Origin of the sequence: Hymenobacter taeanensis, assembly GCF_013137895.1 — a bacterium.
GTDB classification, from domain to species: domain Bacteria; phylum Bacteroidota; class Bacteroidia; order Cytophagales; family Hymenobacteraceae; genus Hymenobacter; species Hymenobacter taeanensis.
This window is the reverse complement of record NZ_CP053538.1, coordinates 4,705,415-4,724,694: the sequence shown is the minus strand read 5'-3', so window position 1 is coordinate 4,724,694 and position 19,280 is coordinate 4,705,415. Positions and strand designations below refer to the sequence as shown.

At 56.5% G+C, this 19,280-nt stretch carries 21 protein-coding genes; 7 read left to right on the top strand and 14 right to left on the bottom strand.

What is annotated here, in order from left to right:
* Window positions 1-22: 22 nt before the first annotated feature.
* Both HMJ29_RS19705 and pfkA read right to left on the bottom strand, forming a co-directional pair.
* The gene (locus HMJ29_RS19705) at window positions 23-358 is read right to left on the bottom strand and encodes a hypothetical protein (protein ID WP_171593100.1); all 336 of its coding nucleotides are present in this window, start codon (window positions 356-358) and stop codon (window positions 23-25) included.
* A gap of 439 nt (window positions 359-797) precedes the next feature.
* Complete coding sequence (gene pfkA, locus HMJ29_RS19700; protein ID WP_171593099.1) at window positions 798-1,769, bottom strand: 6-phosphofructokinase; 972 nt, start codon at window positions 1,767-1,769, stop codon at window positions 798-800.
* Window positions 1,770-2,037: 268 nt separating this feature from the next.
* Here pfkA and HMJ29_RS19695 point away from each other — a divergent pair, with 268 nt between their 5' ends.
* A complete protein-coding gene (locus HMJ29_RS19695) occupies window positions 2,038-2,487 on the top strand; it encodes a tellurite resistance TerB family protein (protein WP_171593098.1) in 450 nt (149 codons plus the stop codon).
* 136 nt (window positions 2,488-2,623) lie between these two features.
* Here HMJ29_RS19695 and HMJ29_RS19690 read toward each other — a convergent pair whose 3' ends face one another.
* From HMJ29_RS19690 to HMJ29_RS19670, 5 genes are all read right to left on the bottom strand, one after another.
* Window positions 2,624-3,820, bottom strand: a complete 1,197-nt coding sequence (locus HMJ29_RS19690; protein WP_171593097.1) for an aspartate aminotransferase family protein — start codon at window positions 3,818-3,820, stop codon at window positions 2,624-2,626.
* 147 nt (window positions 3,821-3,967) lie between these two features.
* The gene (locus HMJ29_RS19685; protein ID WP_171593096.1) at window positions 3,968-4,450 is read right to left on the bottom strand and encodes a hypothetical protein; all 483 of its coding nucleotides are present in this window, start codon (window positions 4,448-4,450) and stop codon (window positions 3,968-3,970) included.
* Between the two features lie 22 nt (window positions 4,451-4,472).
* Window positions 4,473-4,931, bottom strand: a complete 459-nt coding sequence (locus tag HMJ29_RS19680; RefSeq protein ID WP_171593095.1) for a hypothetical protein — start codon at window positions 4,929-4,931, stop codon at window positions 4,473-4,475.
* A gap of 30 nt (window positions 4,932-4,961) precedes the next feature.
* Window positions 4,962-5,513 (bottom strand): RNA polymerase sigma factor, encoded by a 552-nt coding sequence (locus HMJ29_RS19675; protein WP_171593094.1) that lies wholly within the window; start codon window positions 5,511-5,513, stop codon window positions 4,962-4,964.
* Between the two features lie 151 nt (window positions 5,514-5,664).
* Window positions 5,665-6,408 (bottom strand): DUF481 domain-containing protein, encoded by a 744-nt coding sequence (locus HMJ29_RS19670; RefSeq protein WP_171593093.1) that lies wholly within the window; start codon window positions 6,406-6,408, stop codon window positions 5,665-5,667.
* Between the two features lie 128 nt (window positions 6,409-6,536).
* On the opposite strand from HMJ29_RS19670, the gene HMJ29_RS19665 reads away from it, so the two are divergent.
* The 4 genes from HMJ29_RS19665 to HMJ29_RS19650 all read left to right on the top strand — a co-directional run bounded on the left by HMJ29_RS19665 (window position 6,537) and on the right by HMJ29_RS19650 (window position 9,468).
* Window positions 6,537-7,187 (top strand): zinc ribbon domain-containing protein, encoded by a 651-nt coding sequence (locus HMJ29_RS19665; protein WP_171593092.1) that lies wholly within the window; start codon window positions 6,537-6,539, stop codon window positions 7,185-7,187.
* Between the two features lie 89 nt (window positions 7,188-7,276).
* Entirely contained in the window at window positions 7,277-8,356 is a 1,080-nt protein-coding gene (locus HMJ29_RS19660; protein WP_171593091.1) for a chemotaxis protein CheB, read from the top strand.
* A 114-nt stretch (window positions 8,357-8,470) separates the two neighbouring features.
* The gene (locus tag HMJ29_RS19655; RefSeq protein WP_171593090.1) at window positions 8,471-9,016 is read left to right on the top strand and encodes a hypothetical protein; all 546 of its coding nucleotides are present in this window, start codon (window positions 8,471-8,473) and stop codon (window positions 9,014-9,016) included.
* Window positions 9,017-9,171: 155 nt separating this feature from the next.
* Window positions 9,172-9,468, top strand: coding sequence for an HPF/RaiA family ribosome-associated protein (locus HMJ29_RS19650; protein ID WP_171593089.1), 297 nt, complete (start codon window positions 9,172-9,174; stop codon window positions 9,466-9,468).
* 113 nt (window positions 9,469-9,581) lie between these two features.
* On the opposite strand, the gene HMJ29_RS19645 is transcribed toward HMJ29_RS19650, so the two are convergent.
* From HMJ29_RS19645 to HMJ29_RS19615, 7 genes are all read right to left on the bottom strand, one after another.
* Complete coding sequence (locus HMJ29_RS19645) at window positions 9,582-10,538, bottom strand: transketolase family protein (RefSeq protein WP_171593088.1); 957 nt, start codon at window positions 10,536-10,538, stop codon at window positions 9,582-9,584.
* Between the two features lie 164 nt (window positions 10,539-10,702).
* A complete protein-coding gene (locus HMJ29_RS19640) occupies window positions 10,703-12,100 on the bottom strand; it encodes a vWA domain-containing protein (protein ID WP_171593087.1) in 1,398 nt (465 codons plus the stop codon).
* 115 nt (window positions 12,101-12,215) lie between these two features.
* Window positions 12,216-13,118, bottom strand: coding sequence for a transketolase (locus HMJ29_RS19635; protein ID WP_171593086.1), 903 nt, complete (start codon window positions 13,116-13,118; stop codon window positions 12,216-12,218).
* A gap of 148 nt (window positions 13,119-13,266) precedes the next feature.
* Entirely contained in the window at window positions 13,267-13,716 is a 450-nt protein-coding gene (bcp, locus tag HMJ29_RS19630; RefSeq protein WP_171593085.1) for a thioredoxin-dependent thiol peroxidase, read from the bottom strand.
* Between the two features lie 68 nt (window positions 13,717-13,784).
* Window positions 13,785-14,360 carry a lipocalin family protein gene (locus HMJ29_RS19625; RefSeq protein WP_216634075.1) on the bottom strand — a complete coding sequence of 192 codons (576 nt, stop codon included), beginning with the start codon at window positions 14,358-14,360 and terminating at the stop codon, window positions 13,785-13,787.
* Between the two features lie 259 nt (window positions 14,361-14,619).
* Window positions 14,620-16,626, bottom strand: a complete 2,007-nt coding sequence (locus HMJ29_RS19620) for a M23 family metallopeptidase (RefSeq protein ID WP_171593084.1) — start codon at window positions 16,624-16,626, stop codon at window positions 14,620-14,622.
* Between the two features lie 243 nt (window positions 16,627-16,869).
* Window positions 16,870-17,484: a fumarylacetoacetate hydrolase family protein gene (locus HMJ29_RS19615; RefSeq protein ID WP_171593083.1), complete on the bottom strand. Its 615-nt coding sequence runs from the start codon at window positions 17,482-17,484 to the stop codon at window positions 16,870-16,872.
* Window positions 17,485-17,753: 269 nt separating this feature from the next.
* Here HMJ29_RS19615 and HMJ29_RS19610 point away from each other — a divergent pair, with 269 nt between their 5' ends.
* On the top strand, window positions 17,754-18,548 hold the full coding sequence (locus tag HMJ29_RS19610; protein ID WP_171593082.1) for a M48 family metallopeptidase: 795 nt from the start codon (window positions 17,754-17,756) through the stop codon (window positions 18,546-18,548).
* A 24-nt stretch (window positions 18,549-18,572) separates the two neighbouring features.
* Window positions 18,573-19,145: a hypothetical protein gene (locus HMJ29_RS19605; protein WP_171593081.1), complete on the top strand. Its 573-nt coding sequence runs from the start codon at window positions 18,573-18,575 to the stop codon at window positions 19,143-19,145.
* The last annotated feature ends 135 nt before the right edge of the window (window positions 19,146-19,280 follow it).

The following is a 19,280-nucleotide window of genomic DNA, read 5'->3' as shown; positions in this document are numbered from 1 at the left end:
ACAGTGGCCTAGGCCAGTAGGCTTAAAACCGCCGGCCTACTTTCAGCTGTAACGAGGCAAGGGAGTTACCGAATGTATCGTTCTGGAAGGAAGTTTTGCCTCCCACTAGCCACCTCTGCGTGGAACCCAAGGCCACATCCAGATTAAGGGAAAACAGATAGCCGGCGTGCAACCCGTACTCGTGGTCAAGGTCGAGGGTTTCAGCACCAGTGCTCCAGTCGATATGAGTGGCCGGCGCGCCATAGCGGCTGGAGTAGCCTACGTAGCCACCACCACCAATGGCAAACGACACTTGCTTGTCATTTCCAAACGGATACAGGTACACTTCCTGCTCAAGGTTTACTGCCTGATAACTCATGGCAAAGGGTGCATTAACCCCATGGCCGCCGTAGGTACTTGGGTCGTTAGGATTATACGGTCTGTACACGGTGTTATATGATTCGCGACTACCACCAATTAAGGCCAGCCGAGTACCCGTACCTAAATGCCGCCCAACAAGGGGCGTGTATTCTACATGGGCCTTTAGCGCCAAATAATCTCCAGTACCAACACCGGCAGTGCCTACACCTATGTGTAGGCTAGCTCGAGGAGAAGTAGCCGGAACTACAGTTTGAGAATAGGCAGACGAGGACCCTGCGCAAAAAAGCGCGCTAAAAACTAATTTCTTGTACAAACCTGTAGGATAATGAGCTTGGGGATAAGTATCGAATAAATGTATTGAATCTCGGTAACAAAAAAGACGCTCCTGCTTTCAAGGAGCGTCTTTTTCAAAGAGCAAAGTGCTGACGGGGTAACATCTACACGCTCAGGATCTCAACCATGCGCATGAAGCTCTGGTTGATCATTTTCTTTTTGTTGATGGTGTCAGTAAAGGGGGTGTACACCAGCTTGCGGTCAACAATGCCAGCCATTACGTTGCGCATCCCGTTCATGAGGCCTTCTACGCAGGCAATACCAATCTGCGAAGCCAGCATTCGGTCGGCGGCAGAAGGCGCGCCACCCCGCTGGATGTGGCCAATGATGGTTACGCGGGTATCAAGCTGGGGAATTGCGGCTTTCACTTGCTGCGCTACCCCATGGGCATTACCTTCCTCGTCACCCTCGGCCACTACCACCAGGAAAGAAGATTTCGAGCGTTTCCAGCTGCTGTGCAGCGTCTCAATCACGGCTTCTGTCGACATCTGCGTTTCCGGAATCATCACAATTTCGGCGCCACCACCAATGGCGCACGGAATGGCAATGTAGCCTGAGTCGCGGCCCATTACTTCCACAAAGAAGCAACGGTCGTGGGAGTCAGCCGTGTCGCGGATTTTGTCAATGGCCTCCAGCGCTGTGTTTACAGCAGTGTCGTAGCCAATGGTATAATCGGTGCCGTAGAGGTCGTTGTCGATGGTGCCAGGCGCCCCTACGGTAGGAATGCCAAACTCCTGCTCAAAAATGGTAGCACCCGTGAAGGTACCGTTGCCCCCAATAGCTACCAAGCCATCGATACCGTGGTTTACAAGCTGGTCGAAAGCTTCCTGCCGACCTTCCTTGGTCTGGAATTTCTGGCTGCGCGCCGATTTAAGGATGGTGCCGCCCTTCTGAATGGTGTTGGCTACGGAGGCCGAGTCCAATTTTACAAACTCGCCTTTAATCATGCCGCTGTAACCGCGCATGATGCCATATACCTCAATGCCGTGGTAGACCGCGGTACGCACAACGGCCCGGATGCAGGCGTTCATACCCGGCGAGTCGCCGCCACTGGTAAAAACTGCAATACGTTTCATATGTATCTCTGAGTACTCTACTTCAAATCAAGTTGCCCGCAGTGGGCGGGCGCAAAGGTGGCAAATCCGGAGGGAAAGTAAAGCCTCTAAGAGCGCGAAACCCAAAAGAGACTGACAAATCGGCTGTTTTTTTTCGGATTCCGTACATAAACCTGTTGCACATAAGTATAACAGCCGGTATATTAACAACCCGCCTCCGGCTAATTCAGCAATTGAATTTGCTCTTACCGCTCCTAACGCAACCCTCTACTACTTAAGCCCCACCCGTATGTTTGGTTTTTTTGAGAACGAGCAAACCAAAAAGGTTAAAAGCCATCTGATGAACCTCGTAGCATTGGCAAAGGCCGATGGCCACATCGACGAACGGGAGATGAACTTTATAGTGGCGGTGGGAAAGAAGAACGGTATGCGCGCCGATGACGTCCGCTCTATTGTGGGCAACGCCAGCGCCGGCACCATTGTGCTGCCCGACAACGACTCAGAGCGGTTTGATCAGATCTTTGATCTGGTGGATATGATGCTGGCCGATGGGGTAGTAGATGACAGTGAGATGGACTTTTGCATTGATATGGCCGAAAAGCTGGGCTTCCGCAAGGCCATTGTAGGCGTACTGGTACGCAAAATATCATTGGGCGTAAAAGACTGCCTTCCCCGTGAGCAGATCAAGGAAGAAACCCAGAGCTTCCTCAATTACAACAACATGCAGAGCGAAGAATAGCCTGCCGCCAAGCTGCTCTCGGGTACCCCATTTTCCTGAAGCCATAAAGGCCAGTGCGCACTAACGTTACTGGCCTAGCCCCAATCGGCCCGGGACGCTCCGGCTCTGGGGCTTCATATGTGTGTGTAAGGAACGCTTACTCTCCGGCTACCGCCGTAATAGCCCGCAGCAAGGCGGTGCAGGCATCATCAATCTGAGCGTTGGTGATGGTCAGTGGGGGAGCAATCCGGAGAGAGTTGTCGCAGAACAAGAACCAGTCGGTGAGAATGTGCTCGTGCCAGAGGGCGTGGTCGATGATGGGCTTGAGTATATCAAACGAGTCGAACTCCACGGCCATCAGCAGGCCGCAGCCCCGTACTTCCCGAATGGCCGGATGCACCAGCTGCTGCCGAAAACGGGTGGCTTTCTCTGCTACCCCAGTCAGCAGTTGCTCCTCCTGAATTACCTGTAGCGTGGCCAGCGACGCGGCGCAGGACACTGGGTGCCCCCCAAAGGTGGTGCAGTGGCCCAGGATGGGGTCGGTTTTAAAGCCTGACATAATTTCCTGGGACGAGATGAAAGCCCCAATGGGCATGCCCCCGCCCATGCCCTTCGCCGTAAGCAGAATATCGGGCTCAATGCCAAACTGCTCAAAGGCCCAGAAGGTACCCGTGCGACCAAACCCGCACTGAATTTCATCCAGAATCAGCAGGGCGCCCATTTCGGTGCAGCGCTGGCGCAGAGCGGGCAAGTAGCCAGGAGCCGGCACACGTACTCCGGCCTCGCCCTGCACCGTTTCAATTATTACCGCTGCCGTATGCTTTGTGATGAGGCTCAGATCATCGAAATTGTTGTGGCGGAAGTGCTGAACATTGGGCAGCAGGGGGCGGAAGCTGTTTTTAAAGCTCTCAGAGCCCGTGATGCTCAGGGCACCGTGGGTAGAGCCGTGGTAGGCGTTGTAGCTAGAGAGCAAACCCGTACGGCTCGTGTGGCGCTTTGCCAGCTTGAGGGCGCCTTCCACCGCCTCAGTACCCGAATTAGTGAAATACACGTTGTCGAGGTAAGGGGGCAGGGTACGGTGCAGGGCCTCTGCCAGCACCGCTGGGGGCGCCTGCACCAGCTCGCCATACACCATGAGGTGCAAGTACTTGTCTAGCTGCTGCTGAATGGCCTGGAGCACCCGCGGGTGCCGGTGGCCTACGTTGCTTACCCCAATGCCCGAAATCAAATCGAGGTAGCGCTGGCCCTCGGCATCAAACATGTACACGCCCTCGGCCCGCTCAATCTCAAGCAGCAACGGGAAGTCGGAGGTTTGGGCCTGATGACGCAGGAAAAGCTGGCGGGGGGTAAGCATAGTTCTCAAAAGCAAATGGGGCCGCAAAGGTACGCCGCAAGTGCTGGGTGGCCTAGCGTGCCCCTACCGAAGCGGAGTTACCTACACAACAAAAGAAGCAGCTACCATGGCAGCTGCTTCTAACTTTCAATTGACAAAACTCAAGTATTAGTTGTCTGACTGGCTCTCTGGCCGGCCCCGGCCCCCACGGCGGTCAGCCACGCGCTTAATAACCTCACGGGTGAAATCGCGCTCGGCACTATACAGCTTGCCCACCTGCCGGATGTTAAGAATCTTCTGGAACTTGTTAAAGTAGTCGCGCTCCAGCTTTACTTCCTGCTCACGCAGGGCTATGGCCTGGTTTAGGTTGGTTTTGATCTGGTCATCGCTAAGGCCGTCGGGGCTAGCCATCCGCAACTGGCGCATCTGGCGGTTTAGGTCCCGGCGCTTGGTGGTAAAGTCGTTGTACACGGGCCAGAACTTCTGGGCCTGATCCTGGGTCAGCGAAATCTTATCGGTGAGGTAAGCAATCTTGGCGTTTTCCAGCTGGTTCAGGCGGTCCTGCTGTCCGGCAGGAGCCTGGGCCCGCGCCGATAACGAGACCGTAGCCAGCAGGAGAAACACCCAAACGCTACGAAGGAAATAATTCATGTGTGGTAATATCAAAATGAGGTTAGAAATACGCTTCATCACTGGGCTGGCTGTCAAGAGCATCCTGCAACTCAGCCGGCGAAGCCTGCAAGTAAGCTTCTGACATGTCTGAGGGAGCTTCAGAAAGCTCGGCCAGGTCAGTTAGGGTTACGCGCTGGTCGCTGGCTAACAGATATTGTACCATCTCAGCCTGAGGCACGGTGGCCAGCGCGGCAGTAGCAGCAGAAGTAGTGGGCGCGCCGGGCTGGGTAAGCCAAAAAGAGGTGGCAAAGCCCCCCAGCACCACCGCCGAGGCCAGCGCCGTCCGGACGGGGGCGGAGAGCTGTTGCAGCCAGCCCCAGGTTCCGGCTAGGCCAGTTGCCTCGGTGGGCTGCACGCGCGCCATAACGCGGGTGGGGAGCTGCTCAAAGTACCGATCCGGTGGCGGAGCCAGCGGTTGCGACCAGCGCTTATGATCATCCAAACGAAAGGGTGTGTTCATATACGTTAGAGGCGGCCGAAGCCACGAAGTTTAATCACGCGCAGAATCTTCCGTCACGTATTGTTCAATTTTTTTCACGGCATGGTGATATGAAGCCTTTAGAGCTCCCACCGAAGTACCCGTGATTTCAGCCATCTGCTCGTAGGTGATTTCATCGTAGTATTTCATGTTGAAAACCAGGCGCTGCTTATCAGGTAACCGCAGAATAGCTTTCTGCAGGCGGCGCTCAATATCATCACCCGCCAGGCTAGGGTCGGCCTCGAGTTTGGTGGCTAGCTCGGCGCCTACATCATGGAGCGGCAGAAAGAACCGGCGGCGCTTAGAGGCCAGAAAGCTCAGGCACTCATTGGTGGCAATACGGTAGATCCAGGTATACAGGGAGGCGTCCCGCCGAAAATTCGCCAGGTTGTTCCAGACTTTTACAAAGACGTCCTGGGTGAGGTCGTCGGCGTCGTCGTGGTCGATGACCATTTTGCGCACATGCCAGTACACCTTATGCTGGTACTTGCGCACCAGCTGGTTAAAGGCCACATTGCGGGCGGCGGGGTCATCGAACTTGGCGAGTATCTCCTGATCTTCCAAGCAGGGGAGCGGGTTAGGGCGGTAAGTTGATGGGTTAGAGCTGCGCAGAAGCCTAGGGTTTAACCAGCGTTCAGAAAATAGCCGAGATTCTGACGCCCGCAGCCAGACCAATAGGCAATAATGAGCAGCGCTGGTTAGATAAGGCGTAGGCTTACCGCGTGGTGCTGTAGGCCACTCCCACGGTTACGTTGGTGTTATCAGGGAAGCGGCCTTCAATCACGCGGCTTTCGTGGGTATAGTTATAACTGAAGTTAACGGAGAACTTGCGTGGGAGCTTCAGCGCCAGCGTGGTCAGGTTACTGAAGCGGTAGTCGCCGAAATCAACTACGGAAGGCTGGTAAAAGGTAATGGAACTGAGGGTAACCACACTGCGCGAGTAGCTGACTTTCAGGCGGGCCGAGTTGCGGGTGGTAAGGCGGGCGGTACCATCGCGGAAGTTGGTTTTCTCCCGAATGAGGAGGTTACTCACCGACACTTCCCGGCCCAGCGTATCAGAGTAGAACGCCCAACCGGGGCCGGCGCCCAGCTGCACCCGGCTCGTGATGCCGCGCAGGTTGCTGATTTCATACCCGCCGAGGGCATACGCCCGGAATCGACCCTTGTAATAGTAAGGCGTGGCATTGAGCAGCAGCTCGCGCTCCTTCAGAAAGCCGTCTTGCTTGCCATAAATAAAGCTGCCCGTGAGGGGCAAACCGTAGTGTTGGCCGCGCGTGAACGTAACGGCTTGGGTAGTAGTAGCCAGCATTCGGCTAACGCCCCCGCGGCTATAGGCTCCCGTGAGCTGCCCCGTGTATACAATAAGCGTGGTGTCGCGCTGCTGCTGGTTTTGCGCGTGTCCGGCAGGGGCCAGGTACAACACCAGAAAGCAGACAAAGAGAAGGTAAGAAAGGCGCATAAGCAGGCGGGGCGTGTCCCGGTAGGGTACGCAAGTATACGCGCTGATTTTTTCAGCCTACCCGGGGGAATAGTATTCGATAATCAATATATATACTTTTGCATGTTCACTTATCCTGTCACATTACTATGAGCAAGCTGATTCAGTTCGTTGCTAACCACGATGATTTGTCGACCGACAAGGGGTTCCAGTTTAAGTTTTACTGTGATAAGTGTCGGAACGGGCATATGTCGCGGTTTCAGCCCAACAGCATTGGTATAGCCGGGGAGCTCATGCGGGCGGCCGGCAGCCTGTTTGGCGGCAGCTTTTACGATGCCGGTACCGCCGCCTACCACGTACAGCGCGCCATTGGGGGTAAAGCCCACGATGCGGCACTGGAGAAAGCTGTGCAGGCAGGTAAAACGTACTTCAGGCAGTGCACCCGCTGCGGCCACTGGGTGTGCCCCAATGTGTGCTGGAACCACAGCGCGGGCCTGTGCGAAACCTGCGCCCCCGACGAGCACGAGGAGCTTGCCTCGCAACAGGCTCAGGCCACCAGTGAGCAAATTCATACCAAAACGCGCCAGCAAGACTATACCAAAGAGGTAGATTTCTTGAACAAAGGTGGCCTAGCGCAGTGCGCTACCTGCCAGGCTAAGCTGACTGCCGGGCAAAAGTTTTGCGCCCAGTGCGGTACGCCCAGCCCAATGGCGCAGGGTAAAGAGAAGTTCTGCAGTGACTGTGGCGCCAGCATGAAGCACGACCAGCGCTTCTGTGCCGAATGCGGGAGTAAGCAGTAGCCCCCGCCAGGAAGCCACTGCAGATAAAGCCAGACCAACTGCTGGGCTTTGCGTTTAGAAGAAGCGCTAACACTCCTAGCTTCCTACCTATGGCAACCACAACCAAAAAGGCCTCCCACCAGCGGCGAGACATAGTGGTGATTGGGGCTTCATCGGGCGGAGTAGCGGCCCTGCTGGAACTGGCGCGCACCTTACCAGCCAACTTTCCGGCCCCCATTTTTGTGGTGCAGCATGTAGCTCCTTACGCCGATAGCCTGCTGCCTCAGCTCATGAACCAGGTCTCGGCCCTCACCGTTAAGCATGCCCACAACGGCGAAAAGGTGGAGGCAGGTAATATATACGTAGCTCGGCCCAACCACCACCTGCTCGTAGAAAACGACACCGTGCTTGTAACAAATGGGCCGAAGGAAAACCGGTTCCGGCCTTCCATAGATGCCCTTTTCCGTTCGGCGGCTTACAGTTACGGGCCGCGCACCATCGGGGTAGTCCTGACGGGCTACCTCGATGACGGAACCTCCGGGCTGTGGAGCATCCAGCGGCTGGGCGGCCTCACGGTAGTGCAAGACCCGCACGATGCTATGTCGCCGGCCATGCCCGTAAATGCTCTGGAGTTCGTGCAGGCCGACCATATTGTGCCGCTGGCTGAACTCACCGCCTTGCTGGTGCAACTAACCGCAGAGCATGCCCCCAGCAAACCCCAAACGGCCAAAGCTGACCTGGAGCAGATTGATCTGGAGCTGCGAATTGCCAAAAACGAAAACGCGTTTGAGCTGGGCATTATTGAGCAGGGAGAGCTGACGCCCTTTACCTGTCCAGATTGCCACGGAGCGCTTACCAAGCTCATTGAGGGAAAGCTGATACGGTTTCGGTGCCATACCGGGCATGCCTACACTATCAGTGCCCTGCTTTCAGAGGTTACGGAGTCGGTGGAGAGTATGCAGTATCAGGCCATGCGTGGCCTAGAAGAAAGCAAAATGCTGCTGGAAGGACTAGGTGATTATTTTGCGAAGGAAGGGCGCCAAAAAGCAGCTGATACCTTTAGGGCAAAGGCGCAAAAAACAGGGCGTCAGGCTATCCTGATGCGTGAGCTTATCTCGCACCACGATATAGTTAGCGGCGACGTGGCCCCACGGTATCCCAAGCCCAAAGCCAAGCCATTTGGGCACTAGGCTGCGGCTTCCTGCTGCACGGTAATATATCTATTTGCCTGGGGCTGCGTAGCTTATACATACGGCTGCGTGCGGGTAGTAGGCAAAGGCCGGTTACCTCTTGAGGCCAAGGCTATGGATCTGGAGACAGAATTTAGGGAGTTGTCGGCAGCAGAAACGGTATTCTACTTGCGGCTGGGCTTGCAGCTGGAAGTTATCAGCTTGCCTGATGTCAGTGATTGGGTAGACGCCGTTCTGCTGCGAGACGAAGCGCCCGAAACCTTACTTGTGGAGCTGTATGTGCTGCTGCGCACAAACAGGCAGCAGGTGTTGGGGTATTTAAGTCAGCTATTCCCAGCTACTGAAAGGTACACGGTGCGGCCGGCGTTGGCGTGGCTACAGCAGCAATTGGCCAACAACACCGGGGCGCTAGGCCAGGTGTTGCGGGCCCTATACCGCCTGCGCTTACTGGTTTCATCGGAGGTGGAGGTAGGGTGGATTTACGGGCTGGCCGCTGACTATGAGCGCTCCGCACCAGGGCCCTCCGAAAGCCTGCAGGAGGTGTACCTCGATACCGCAGCCTTTTTGGCCTGTTACCAAGACTATACCTTCGCTAACCGCTCACAATGGCTTTACCTGGATGCCGTGCTGGAGCAGCGGCTGGCAAGCCTGCGCCCGTAAGAAAGCATTTGGGAAGGCTCCCAGCCAGCAATTGTTGCTACTACAATTTGGCACTTAGCATAACAAGCCTTCCGGCGGGCCGTATTGTAAGGGAAAGTGCAGGCGGCTTTACGTAAGGCCAGGCCAGCTATTCTTTACCCTTAACCAGTTGCCATATGCAGCACAGCGTTGATAACATCAAAATGGATATACAGACCGTTGGTTTCTCCGAAAGCCCGGCTATCATAGCACAAGTAGAAAGCGAGTTGCGCCGCGTCATGCGTTTTCGCCAGGATATCGTAGCCGCCGACGTGTACCTGCACGAGGAAGGCTCTAACCCCGAGAACAACAAAACTGTGCGCTGGCGCTTGGGCATTCCCGGCAAAGACCTGTTTGCTGAAGGCAGCGGCCCCTCATGGTCATCAAGCCTCCGCGATGCCAGCGAGAAGCTCAAGCGGCAGTTCGTCGACTAGGCCAGTACTTAGCAAAATATCTTCTACATATAAGAGGCCGGCATTTCCTCACCTGGAAATGCCGGCCTCTTGCTTAGCTCTATCAGCTGGCAAGCCGATGATGCTTACTGAAATTACTTCCGGCGGGCCATTACTTTCTCAACGGCGGCCACAATAGCTTGCTCGTTGAGGCCGTATTTCTCCATCAGCTGGTCGGGAGTGCCCGATTCGCCGAAGGAGTCGTTTACGGCTACCAGTTCCAGGGGTAGGGGTTCCTCGCGGGCCAGCAGTTGGGCCACGGAGTCGCCCAGGCCACCGTTCATCTGGTGCTCCTCGGCCGTTACCACGCAGCGCGTTTTGCGCGCCGATTCCAAAATCAGTTGGGCATCGAGGGGCTTGATGGTGTGAATGTTGATGATTTCGGCGTTGATGCCTTTCTCAGCAAGCAGCTTGCCGGCCAGGATGGCCTTCCACACCAAGTGGCCGGTGGCGAAGATGCTCACGTCGGTACCTTCGTTGAGCACGATGCCTTTGCCTACTTCAAAGGTCTGGTCGGCGGGGGTGAAATTGGGCACCACCGGGCGGCCGAAGCGCAGGTACACGGGGCCTTCGTAGTCGGCAATGGCGATGGTAGCGGCTTTGGTCTGGTTGTAGTCGCAGGGGTTGATGACCGTCATGTGGGGCAGCATCTTCATCATCCCGATGTCCTCGAGAATCTGGTGCGTGGCGCCGTCTTCGCCCAGGGTGAGGCCAGCGTGCGAAGCGCAGATTTTCACATTCTTGCCCGAGTAGGCAATGCTCTGCCGAATCTGGTCGTAGACGCGGCCCGTACTGAAGTTGGCGAAGGTGCCCGTGAACGGAATCTTACCCCCAATGGTGAGGCCGGCGGCCAGACCCATCATGTTGGCCTCGGCAATGCCCACCTGGAAGAACCGCTCGGGATTGTCCTTGATGAAGGCATCCATTTTGAGCGAGCCAATGAGGTCGGCGCACAGGGCTACTACGTTGGGGTTGGTTTTGCCCAGCTCCTGCAGGCCCGCGCCAAAGCCGCTGCGGGTGTCTTTCGATTCGGTGTAGGGGAAGTCTTTCATGCTATTGGTAGGTTAGGAGTGTATCAGTTTGGTCTTGTTTTATTCGTCATGCTGAGCTTGTCGAAGCATCTCTACCGCTTCGTTCTCACAATCGGAATTAGTTAGAGGTAGAGATGCTTCGACAAGCTCGGCATGACGGGCGTTATGGTGTTCTAGCGTCTTCCTCATTTCCCGAAAATGCTGACCGAGCTGGTTTGGCTCGGGCGAATGGTGAAGTTGCGCACATCAGTAAACTGGCTGCCGGTGGCGGTTTTGGTGCGGAACACGAGGCGGTAGGCTCCCGGCTGCATAGGCAGGTTGATTTTGCTGCTGCCGCCGTCGGGGAGGTTGTACACCCACGTCTGCGACTCGTCGTTGTTGAGCTTGTAGATGCTGCCATAGCCCTTCAGATCCGACACGATGTTGAGAATGCCGGGTGCCTCATAGGTTACGGCGGTTTCCTGGCCCTGCTTCACTGAAATTCGTTTAATCTGGCGAGGCAGAGTCAGCAGCTCCACTTCATAATCACCGGCCAGCAGCTTCTGCTTGCTGCCAAAAGGCAGCGCTACCACCGTGGCCGCGTTGCCCCTGGCCCGCACCACCGCTTGCACCGTGCCATAGGGGTTAGGCGAGCTGGCCGGGTTTTGCAGCCAGAGCGTGCCCTGCGGCGTTTTATAGGTGAGCACGTTCGCCTTACCCGGCCGGATGGGCAGGTTCTGCTGCCGCACCGGGGGCACCGTGTTAATCACCAGATCGTAGCTCTGCAGGGCGTCGATGTCGAGCACGTCGGGTTTACCCTGGGCGTCGCGGAAGTGTACGTAGTTGTATTCCGGCTGCTCCGTGACGTTGTTGATAAACGTCATGTTCACGTTCGACTCCACGGGCCGGCCGGCTTCATCCGTCAGGTTCACGGCCACGGTGGTCTTGGCCAGGGTCTGGGCTACTACATCGTTGAGGATGGTGCGAAAGGTTTTTACATCCGCCGCGTTGTAATACTGGCCTAGGCACTCCAGTTGCCGCCCAAATTCCCGCTCCGCCCCAATCCCAATCACGAAGGGCTTCAGGAACACGTGCTTACGCTGCAGCGCTACGGCCGTAGCGCACGGGTCGCCCTTGCACGATTCCAGACCATCGGTAATCAGGATGAGTACGTTGCGGGCTGTGCGGTCTGCTGGGAAATCCTGGGCCGATTGCAGCAAGGAGTAGGTGATGGGCGTATTGCCCTTCGGTTCAATGGTCTTGAGTCGGGCCTTGATGGCAGCTGCGTTTTTTGGTGCAAACGCCACTTCCAGCTTCGAGTCTTCACAGTTGTTCTCCTTGTTGTCGTGCTGGTGCCCGTAGGCCCGCAGCGCCAACTCTAGGTGCGGATACGCGTTCAGGGAATCCACCATCTTGGATAGTAAACTCTTGGCCACGTCCCAACGCTGCTGACCTTCCCACGGCGCCCGCATGGAGCCCGACGCATCCAACACGAATAGGATGCGGGTAGTACGGGGCTGAGTAGGCGGCACGTTTTGGGCACGACTGGGCCAAGGGGCCAGTAGCCCCCAAAGTAAGCACACAGTCAGGACCAGACGAGCCATTAGAGTTGCAAACAATTGAACGTCATGCTGAGCTTGTCGAAGCATCTCTACTGCTGGCTAACTTTCGATTAGCTCCGGTAGAGATGCTTCGACAAGCTCAGCATGACGGTGGAGTTTAGTAGTCGCCGGCTTCCTCTACGCTCAGCTGCTGCAGGGCTTTTTCCAGCTGCTCATCATTCGGAGCCGTGCCGTGCCACTTGTGCGTGCCCATCATATAGTCAACGCCGAAGCCCATCTGGGTATCCATCAGCACCATAATGGGCTGGCCCTGGCCTAGCAATGACTGCGCTTCTTCGATAGTGGGGAGGAGTTTCTCCAGGTCATTGCCGTCGGTTTCCAGCACGCGCCAGTTGAAGGCTTCGAACTTGGCGCGCAGGTCGCCTAGGCCACCAATCTTGTCGGTGGGGCCATCAATCTGCTGGCCATTGCGGTCTACGAAAGCAATGAGGTTATCTACTTTGTGGTGCGGAGCGTACATAGCTGCCTCCCAGATCTGGCCTTCTTCCAGCTCACCATCGCCCATCAGCACAAATACGGTGCGGTCGTCATTGTTGAGTTTCTTGGCTTGTGCGGCGCCAATGGCTACGCTTAGTCCCTGGCCTAGCGAGCCCGAAGCAACGCGGATGCCGGGCAGGTGCTCGTGGGTGGCGGGGTGGCCTTGTAACCGCGAGTTCAGCTTCCGGAACGTAGCCAGCTCAGCCACGGGGAAATAGCCTGAGCGGGCCAATACTGAGTAAAATACCGGCGAGATGTGCCCATTGGAGAGGAAGAACAGGTCCTGGCCGATGCCGTTCATGTCGAAAGGCTCGGGGTGGTGCTTCATCACTTTGAAATAGAGCGCCACCAGCAGGTCGGTGCAGCCCAGCGAGCCGCCGGGGTGGCCCGAGTTTACCGCGTGCACCATACGCACGATGTCGCGGCGCACCTGAGCTGCAATCTGCTTCAGCTGATCAACTGACTTCGTAGCAGTTGGGGTGTGGGTTTCGGAGGAAGCGGCGAAAGAGGATTCCTGAGCCATAGGTTCTATTTGAGTTTGGTAGGGTAACAAAGGTAGAAAGTTGGGCGGGAGGTGGAAGGGCGATGCTATTAGAGAGGTAGCGCGGTATATTTCTAGGCCACTCACCGCCCACAAAAAAGCCCCGCTGAAACAGGCGAGGCTTTTAATATTACAGCAGTTGCGCCGCGTGATTCTTGGTATCAACTTTCGTGATGACCTTCTCTATTTTGCCCTCCTCATCTATCAGGAAGGTGTAGCGCATGGTGCCCATGTATTTGCGGCCGTACATCGACTTCTCCTGCCACACGCCGTAGGCCTCCACCAGCTTCTTGTCCTCGTCAATGAGCAGGGGGAAGGGTAGCTCGTACTTGGTGGCAAACTTCTGGTGCGACTTCTCACCATCGATGCTCACGCCCAGCACCTGAATGCCGGCGCCCAGCAGGCTCTGGTAGTTGTCGCGGAGGTTGCAGGCCTGGGCCGTGCAGCCGCTGGTATCATCCTTGGGGTAGAAGTAGAGCGCTACTTTGCGGCCCGCGTAATCTTGCAGGCGGTGAGTGGTGCCGTTTTGGTCCTGCGCTTCGAAAGCGGGGGCTTGTTCGCCAATTTTTGGAAGTGACATGGCGCGAAGGTAGAACGCACTGCGGCTTCTACCAAGTGATGAAGTGGTGAATGACCAATCAGAATGGCCTAGGGCTTCTCATTCATGGGCTGGGGCGTGTAAATCAGGTTATCGACGGGGAAGCCCAGGTCGCGGGCGTGGGCAATAAGCCGGTCGCGGATGCTACGCTCTAAGTGGGGCATGCGGCTCAGAATCCAGAGATTCTTGCGGCTGGGTTCTCCTACCAACGCGTACTGGTAATCGGCGTGGTCGAGGTCAATAATCCAGTAGTCGCCCTCGAAGGGCCAGAAGAACTGCACCTTCAGCTTGCTATTGGAAGGATCTACGGAGCGCGCTACAGCGGTGGCCGTTTCGGCGGGGCCGTTGAGGCCTTCCTTGTGGCAGGTATTGAGTACCTGTATCTTACCATCGGGCCGGAGCTTGTACTCGGCGGTTACGTGCTGGCAGCCTTTCTCAAACCGGGTCGGGAGGCGGGCCACCTCGTACCATAAGCCCTTGTACTTATGCAGATCTACGTGCGCCACGGTGGGCAGCGCGGGGTGCATTTTCCGCTTGGCATAGGAGTATACGGCTACACCAGTTGCAACCGTAGCCGCAACAGCGGTAAAGAGGGTAGGGCGACGACGTTTCAGCAAATTAGCCATAGAGAGAAGGGATGGTGGATAGATGAGCTTGTACGCGAAAGGAAGCGTCAAGTACCTCTATAAGGCAGAAATAGTGGTCTAGGCCTGGCAGGAAGATACCTAAAAGGTGGGCCTTACTCTCAACCTCATACTACTGCTTAAGGCAGTAGCCCCGGGTGAGCCTGTGGTTTTGCTTTCCGTTGTGATGGTATGGGCCGATAAAAAACGGGCCCTCCTAACTAGTTAGGAGGGCCCGTTTTTGAGGTACGCTGAGCGAAAATCAGAGGGTGAAGCTCAGGACTTTCTCGTTGCCAGCCTGGTCAGTGATGCGCAGCGTAGCAGGGCCGCGCAGGGGAGGGCCAAGCTGGTCGTCGCGCTCAGTGAAGAGGGTAGCATTTTTGTGCTCGAAGCGAAGCATCCGGAATTGCCCCCCTATTTCCAGTTTGTAGCCAGCCAGACCCGAAAGATCGTCGCCCACTTTAAACACCAGCCCACCGGCGCCTTTGCTGACAAGGCGGGCCGACGGAGGAATGGTATCCGTGAGAATGCGGAATTGGCCAAAGGTTTTGATGTTGGCGGTGATGTTGTTGCCATCCCACTTACCGCCCACATAGGCCTTCCCGCCGTTGGCCGCCACTGAGTAAATGGCAGAGCGGGGTTTGTCGGCTACTTCTACCTCGGGCTTCAAGGTCATGCGCAGGGTTTGGTAGAGCGGCGTACGGGGCAGGTGCACCGTCCAGAGGCCGGCCTTGTAGCTGGTCTGGATGTAGAGTGTATCAAACAACGTTTTGGGTCCGAAGCCCAGGCTCATGTTGGCCGTGGTGAAGCTGAAGTCGCGGCCCGAGGGGATAAGTGCCTGCCGCTCAAAACGCTTCGTAACGCGTCCAAATTGCATGGAGTCGGGGCGGCCGGCGCGCAGGTCGTAGAGGTACACGTTCTGGCTCTGCTCAGTGTAGCTGGGCTTCAGTGTAAGTCGCCGGTCGCCTTTGTACAGGGTGAGGTTGCCTCCCACAGCTGCCGTGTCGGGGTCGGCGGCGGTGGCCACCAGCAGGTTGCGGCTTACGTCGTAGCGCAGGGCAGGCGTTTTCACGGCTGCCGAGCGGGTTTTGGTGTAGCTGGGCTGCTTCCCGCGCAGCACAAACCGTAAGGGCGTCATGTTGCCATACGAGTCCGACATCCTTACTTCCACGTTGTAGAGCTGGCCGTCCTGCACCCGCAGACGCCCTTTCCTGGGGCCGGTGGTGTACATGCTCAGGTCATTGCCATCATCCACGAACAGCTTTTCCAGCAGACGCCCATTGGTGAAGCGCCACTCATAGTCGGTATGGCGGTTGATCTGGCGGGCGCCCTCCGGAAAGGGAATGTCGTCGATGACGTGGGAGTAGAGCGGCTCGTTGTTTACCAGCACGTCTACCTTCTGAAAGCCGTACTTGTTCCACACCACATCAAAGCGGTCAAAGCCCTGCAGCAACAGGCCTACGGTGCCGTAGGCAGTAATAGTATCGGGCCAAACGTAGCCGCCTCCATTAGGCAGGGCCGGCGCTTTCGGCACGAATACCTGCTTGCCAAACTTGCCCTGCACGCGGGCATCAATGCTCAGGGCCTCCACGCCAAATGCCTGCAGAATTGGCCGCACGTGGTCTTGTATTTCCGGGAAGCCGCCCCACTGCAGCGGGTTTAGCTGGTGGTCTTGGGCGGTGCGCACCTCCCAGTGTACGTGTGGTCCTGCCGAGCCACCCGTGTTGCCCGAAAGCGCCACCAGCTCACCGCGCTTCACCGGAAACTGATCGGGCTTGAAGAACAACTCCAGCTCGTAGGTCTGCTTCGCATATTGCTGGCGGCGAAGCTCCTGCGCCACCGGCCCCCGGAAGTGGTTCAGGTGGCCGTACACCGTAGTGAGACCGTTGGGGTGCGTGATGTAGAGCACGTTGCCGTAGCCGTAGCTGCTCTGTTTCATCCGCGACACGTAGCCATCGGCCGAGGCATACACGGGCAGGTCTACGCGGCCATCGGTTTTAATATCGAGGCCCCCGTGAAAGTGGTTGGGGCGAAGCTCCCCCATGCTGGCGGCCAGGTAATTAGGCTGGCCCGGCTTGATAGGAAAGAGAAAGTACCCATTGGGCACAGCAACTTTCGCATCGGGCGGGGTAGTGGAAGCGGGCTGCGGCCTGGCCGACGAGTCCGGCTCCTGGCCTCCGCAGGAAGTGGGCTGCATGCCCAGCAGCACCAGAAAGGGCAATGCCAGACTGAGCAACCGCGGTTGGGTCTTTAAAAAGGAATAGAGCATTCAGGAAAGAAAAACTGCGACGAGTGAGGCATACACATGCCACCGCAACGCCGTAACGGGCTATTATCGTGCCCACCAGAAAACCGGGCACGTTCTGTTGCACCACACCAGCCCCGGATAAGGGGCTGGTGTGGTGCTCAACTTCTTCTTTGGGGCACCCGGCGCCAACAGGCAGCATGACGCCAGTTTTTTGGAGTTACTGCGTGTAGTGCCTGGCGCCGGAATGGGTGGCCTAGCGGAGGCTTACTTTACGGCCAGATCCAGCAGCTTCTCATCTTCGATATAGCCAGTAAGCTGGTCACCCATTTTTACCTGGCCTACGCCGCTGGGGGTACCGGTAAAAATCAGGTCACCCATTTTCAGGGTGATGAACTGGGAGATGTAGCTGATAATCTTATTGAAGTCGTGGAGCATGAGGCTGGAGTTGCCCTGCTGGCGCACCTCGCCGTTTACTTCCAAGCGAAAGTTGATGTTCTTCAGATCCTGAAAGTCGGCTACGGGCTTGAATTCCTGAGAAATAGGGGCTGAGCCATCAAAGCCTTTGGCCAGCTCCCAAGGTAGGCCTTTGCTCTTGAGCTTGCTCTGCAGGTCGCGGGCGGTAAAGTCAATACCCAGGCCTATGGCGTCGAAATAACTGGGAGCAAACTTCTCCTCGATGTTCTTGCCGTTTTTGCAAATGCGCAGCACCAGCTCAATCTCATGGTGAATATCTTGAGAGAAATCGGGGAGGAAAAAGGGCTGGTTGCGCTGCAGTAGCGCCGTATCAGGCTTGGCAAAAATGACGGGTGCGTCGGGAGTTTCGTTCTGAAGTTCAGCAATATGTTCGGCGTAGTTGCGGCCTATGCAAAGAATTTTCATGCTCAGAGAAAGTGAAGTAGGAAGTCGGGGCCAGCTGCCCCGAAAAAGCAGGAAGCTTCTTTGAGGCAGCCGGTATGCGGTCAAAAATAGCGGATAATTCGCAGGCCATCAGCCTAAAAAATACCGGGGTATACGCCTAAAGGGCCCATTGCAAACATTTTGCCCAGTGCATCACGTATAGCAGGTAGCACCATACTCAGGCTACCCCGCCTCAGCAGTAGGCTGCTTTTACTGTTCTGTTCCCTTTCTCTCTACAGCCTTCCTTCCCTATGCTCAAAAACATCGCCCTAGCCAGCTGCCTGTTTATAGCCGCCGCCTGCTCTACCGTGCCCATTACGGGGCGCCGCCAGCTGAGCCTGGTATCTGATGCGGAAATGAATACTATGGCCGCTACCGAATATCAAAAGGTGCTTGCCTCAAGCAAAGTAATTAACAGCGGTGCGCAGGCAGAAATGGTGCGTCGGGTAGGCCAGCGCATTCAGCAGGCCGTAGAAACGTATTTCCGCCAGCAAAATCGCCAAGACCAGCTGGAGGGCTACGCCTGGGAGTTTAATCTGATTCAGGAGGACCAGCAAAACGCGTGGTGTATGCCCGGTGGTAAAGTAGCCGTGTACACGGGCATCTTGCCCATCACGCAGGATGAAAACGGCCTGGCCGTGGTTATGGGCCACGAAATTGCTCACGCCGTAGCAAAGCACAGCTCTGAGCGCATGAGCCAGCAAATGGCCGCTCAGGGTATTGGCTCAATTGCATCGGTGGCCGTGGGCCAAACGCCTACGGCCACCCAAAACGTGTTTCTGCAGGCGGTAGGGGTAGGCTCGTCGCTGGGTCTGCTAAAGTACGGCCGCAGTCAAGAATCGGAAGCTGATCACCTAGGGCTTATCTTTATGGCCATGGCCGGGTATGATCCGCAGGGGGCAGTGCCGTTTTGGCAGCGCATGGAAGCCCGGGCCGGTGGGGCCAGTACGCCCGAATTTCTATCTACTCACCCCTCAAACGGTACCCGGATTGCCGATATCCAGCGTGAGCTACCCGAGGCTCGCTCGTATTACAAAGGCCGCTAAGTGCGGCTTACTTATTTACTGCTAATGAATCGTTTTCTGCGCTTATTACTTTCTCCGCTAGCCTTCGGCGGAATGCTTGCCCTGGGTGGCCTAGCCGCCTGTGAAACCACCAAGCGCGGCTTTCCGGAAGTAACCACTCCCTCTGACAACGACGACGTTCTGAGTCGGCGCAAGCTGGAAGCCATCAGCAAGCAGGTAGCCGAGGTGAGCGAAGGGAACGTGCGGTACCTGGTACCGCGTGACCAGCTGGCGGCCGCCTTTACCCGACAGTTTGGCGATGGCACCGTGGTAGACAAGACCATGATCCGTAAGGTGCAGGAAACAGCTAAGGATAAGGCAGTGTACTACCTGGTGGGCATAGGCCTACGCAACGGGATGTACCGCGCCATGGCTATTCCACTGCAAAGCTCCACCGATAACAGCTTGTATCTGAGCTCTAACGCGGCTCGTTATGTTATTGCGGGTGTAGGCTGTACCTTCTGCTTCTTCAACTTTGAGAAGAACGAGATTGTGGGTACCACCTGTGAGGAAAACACCGGCGGTAGCCGCTGTGACCTGCGCGTAGAAGACAACAATACCTTTTTTCCCCGCCGCTAGCCATGCTTAGCCGTAAGTGGATACTGCGCCTCTCGCTTACTGCCCTGGCCCTGCTGGTTACCACCGACCGGCGCAAGCCCAGGCCAGTACCAGCGAAGCCCACCGATAATTAAAGAAGGCCCGCCAATTGGCGGG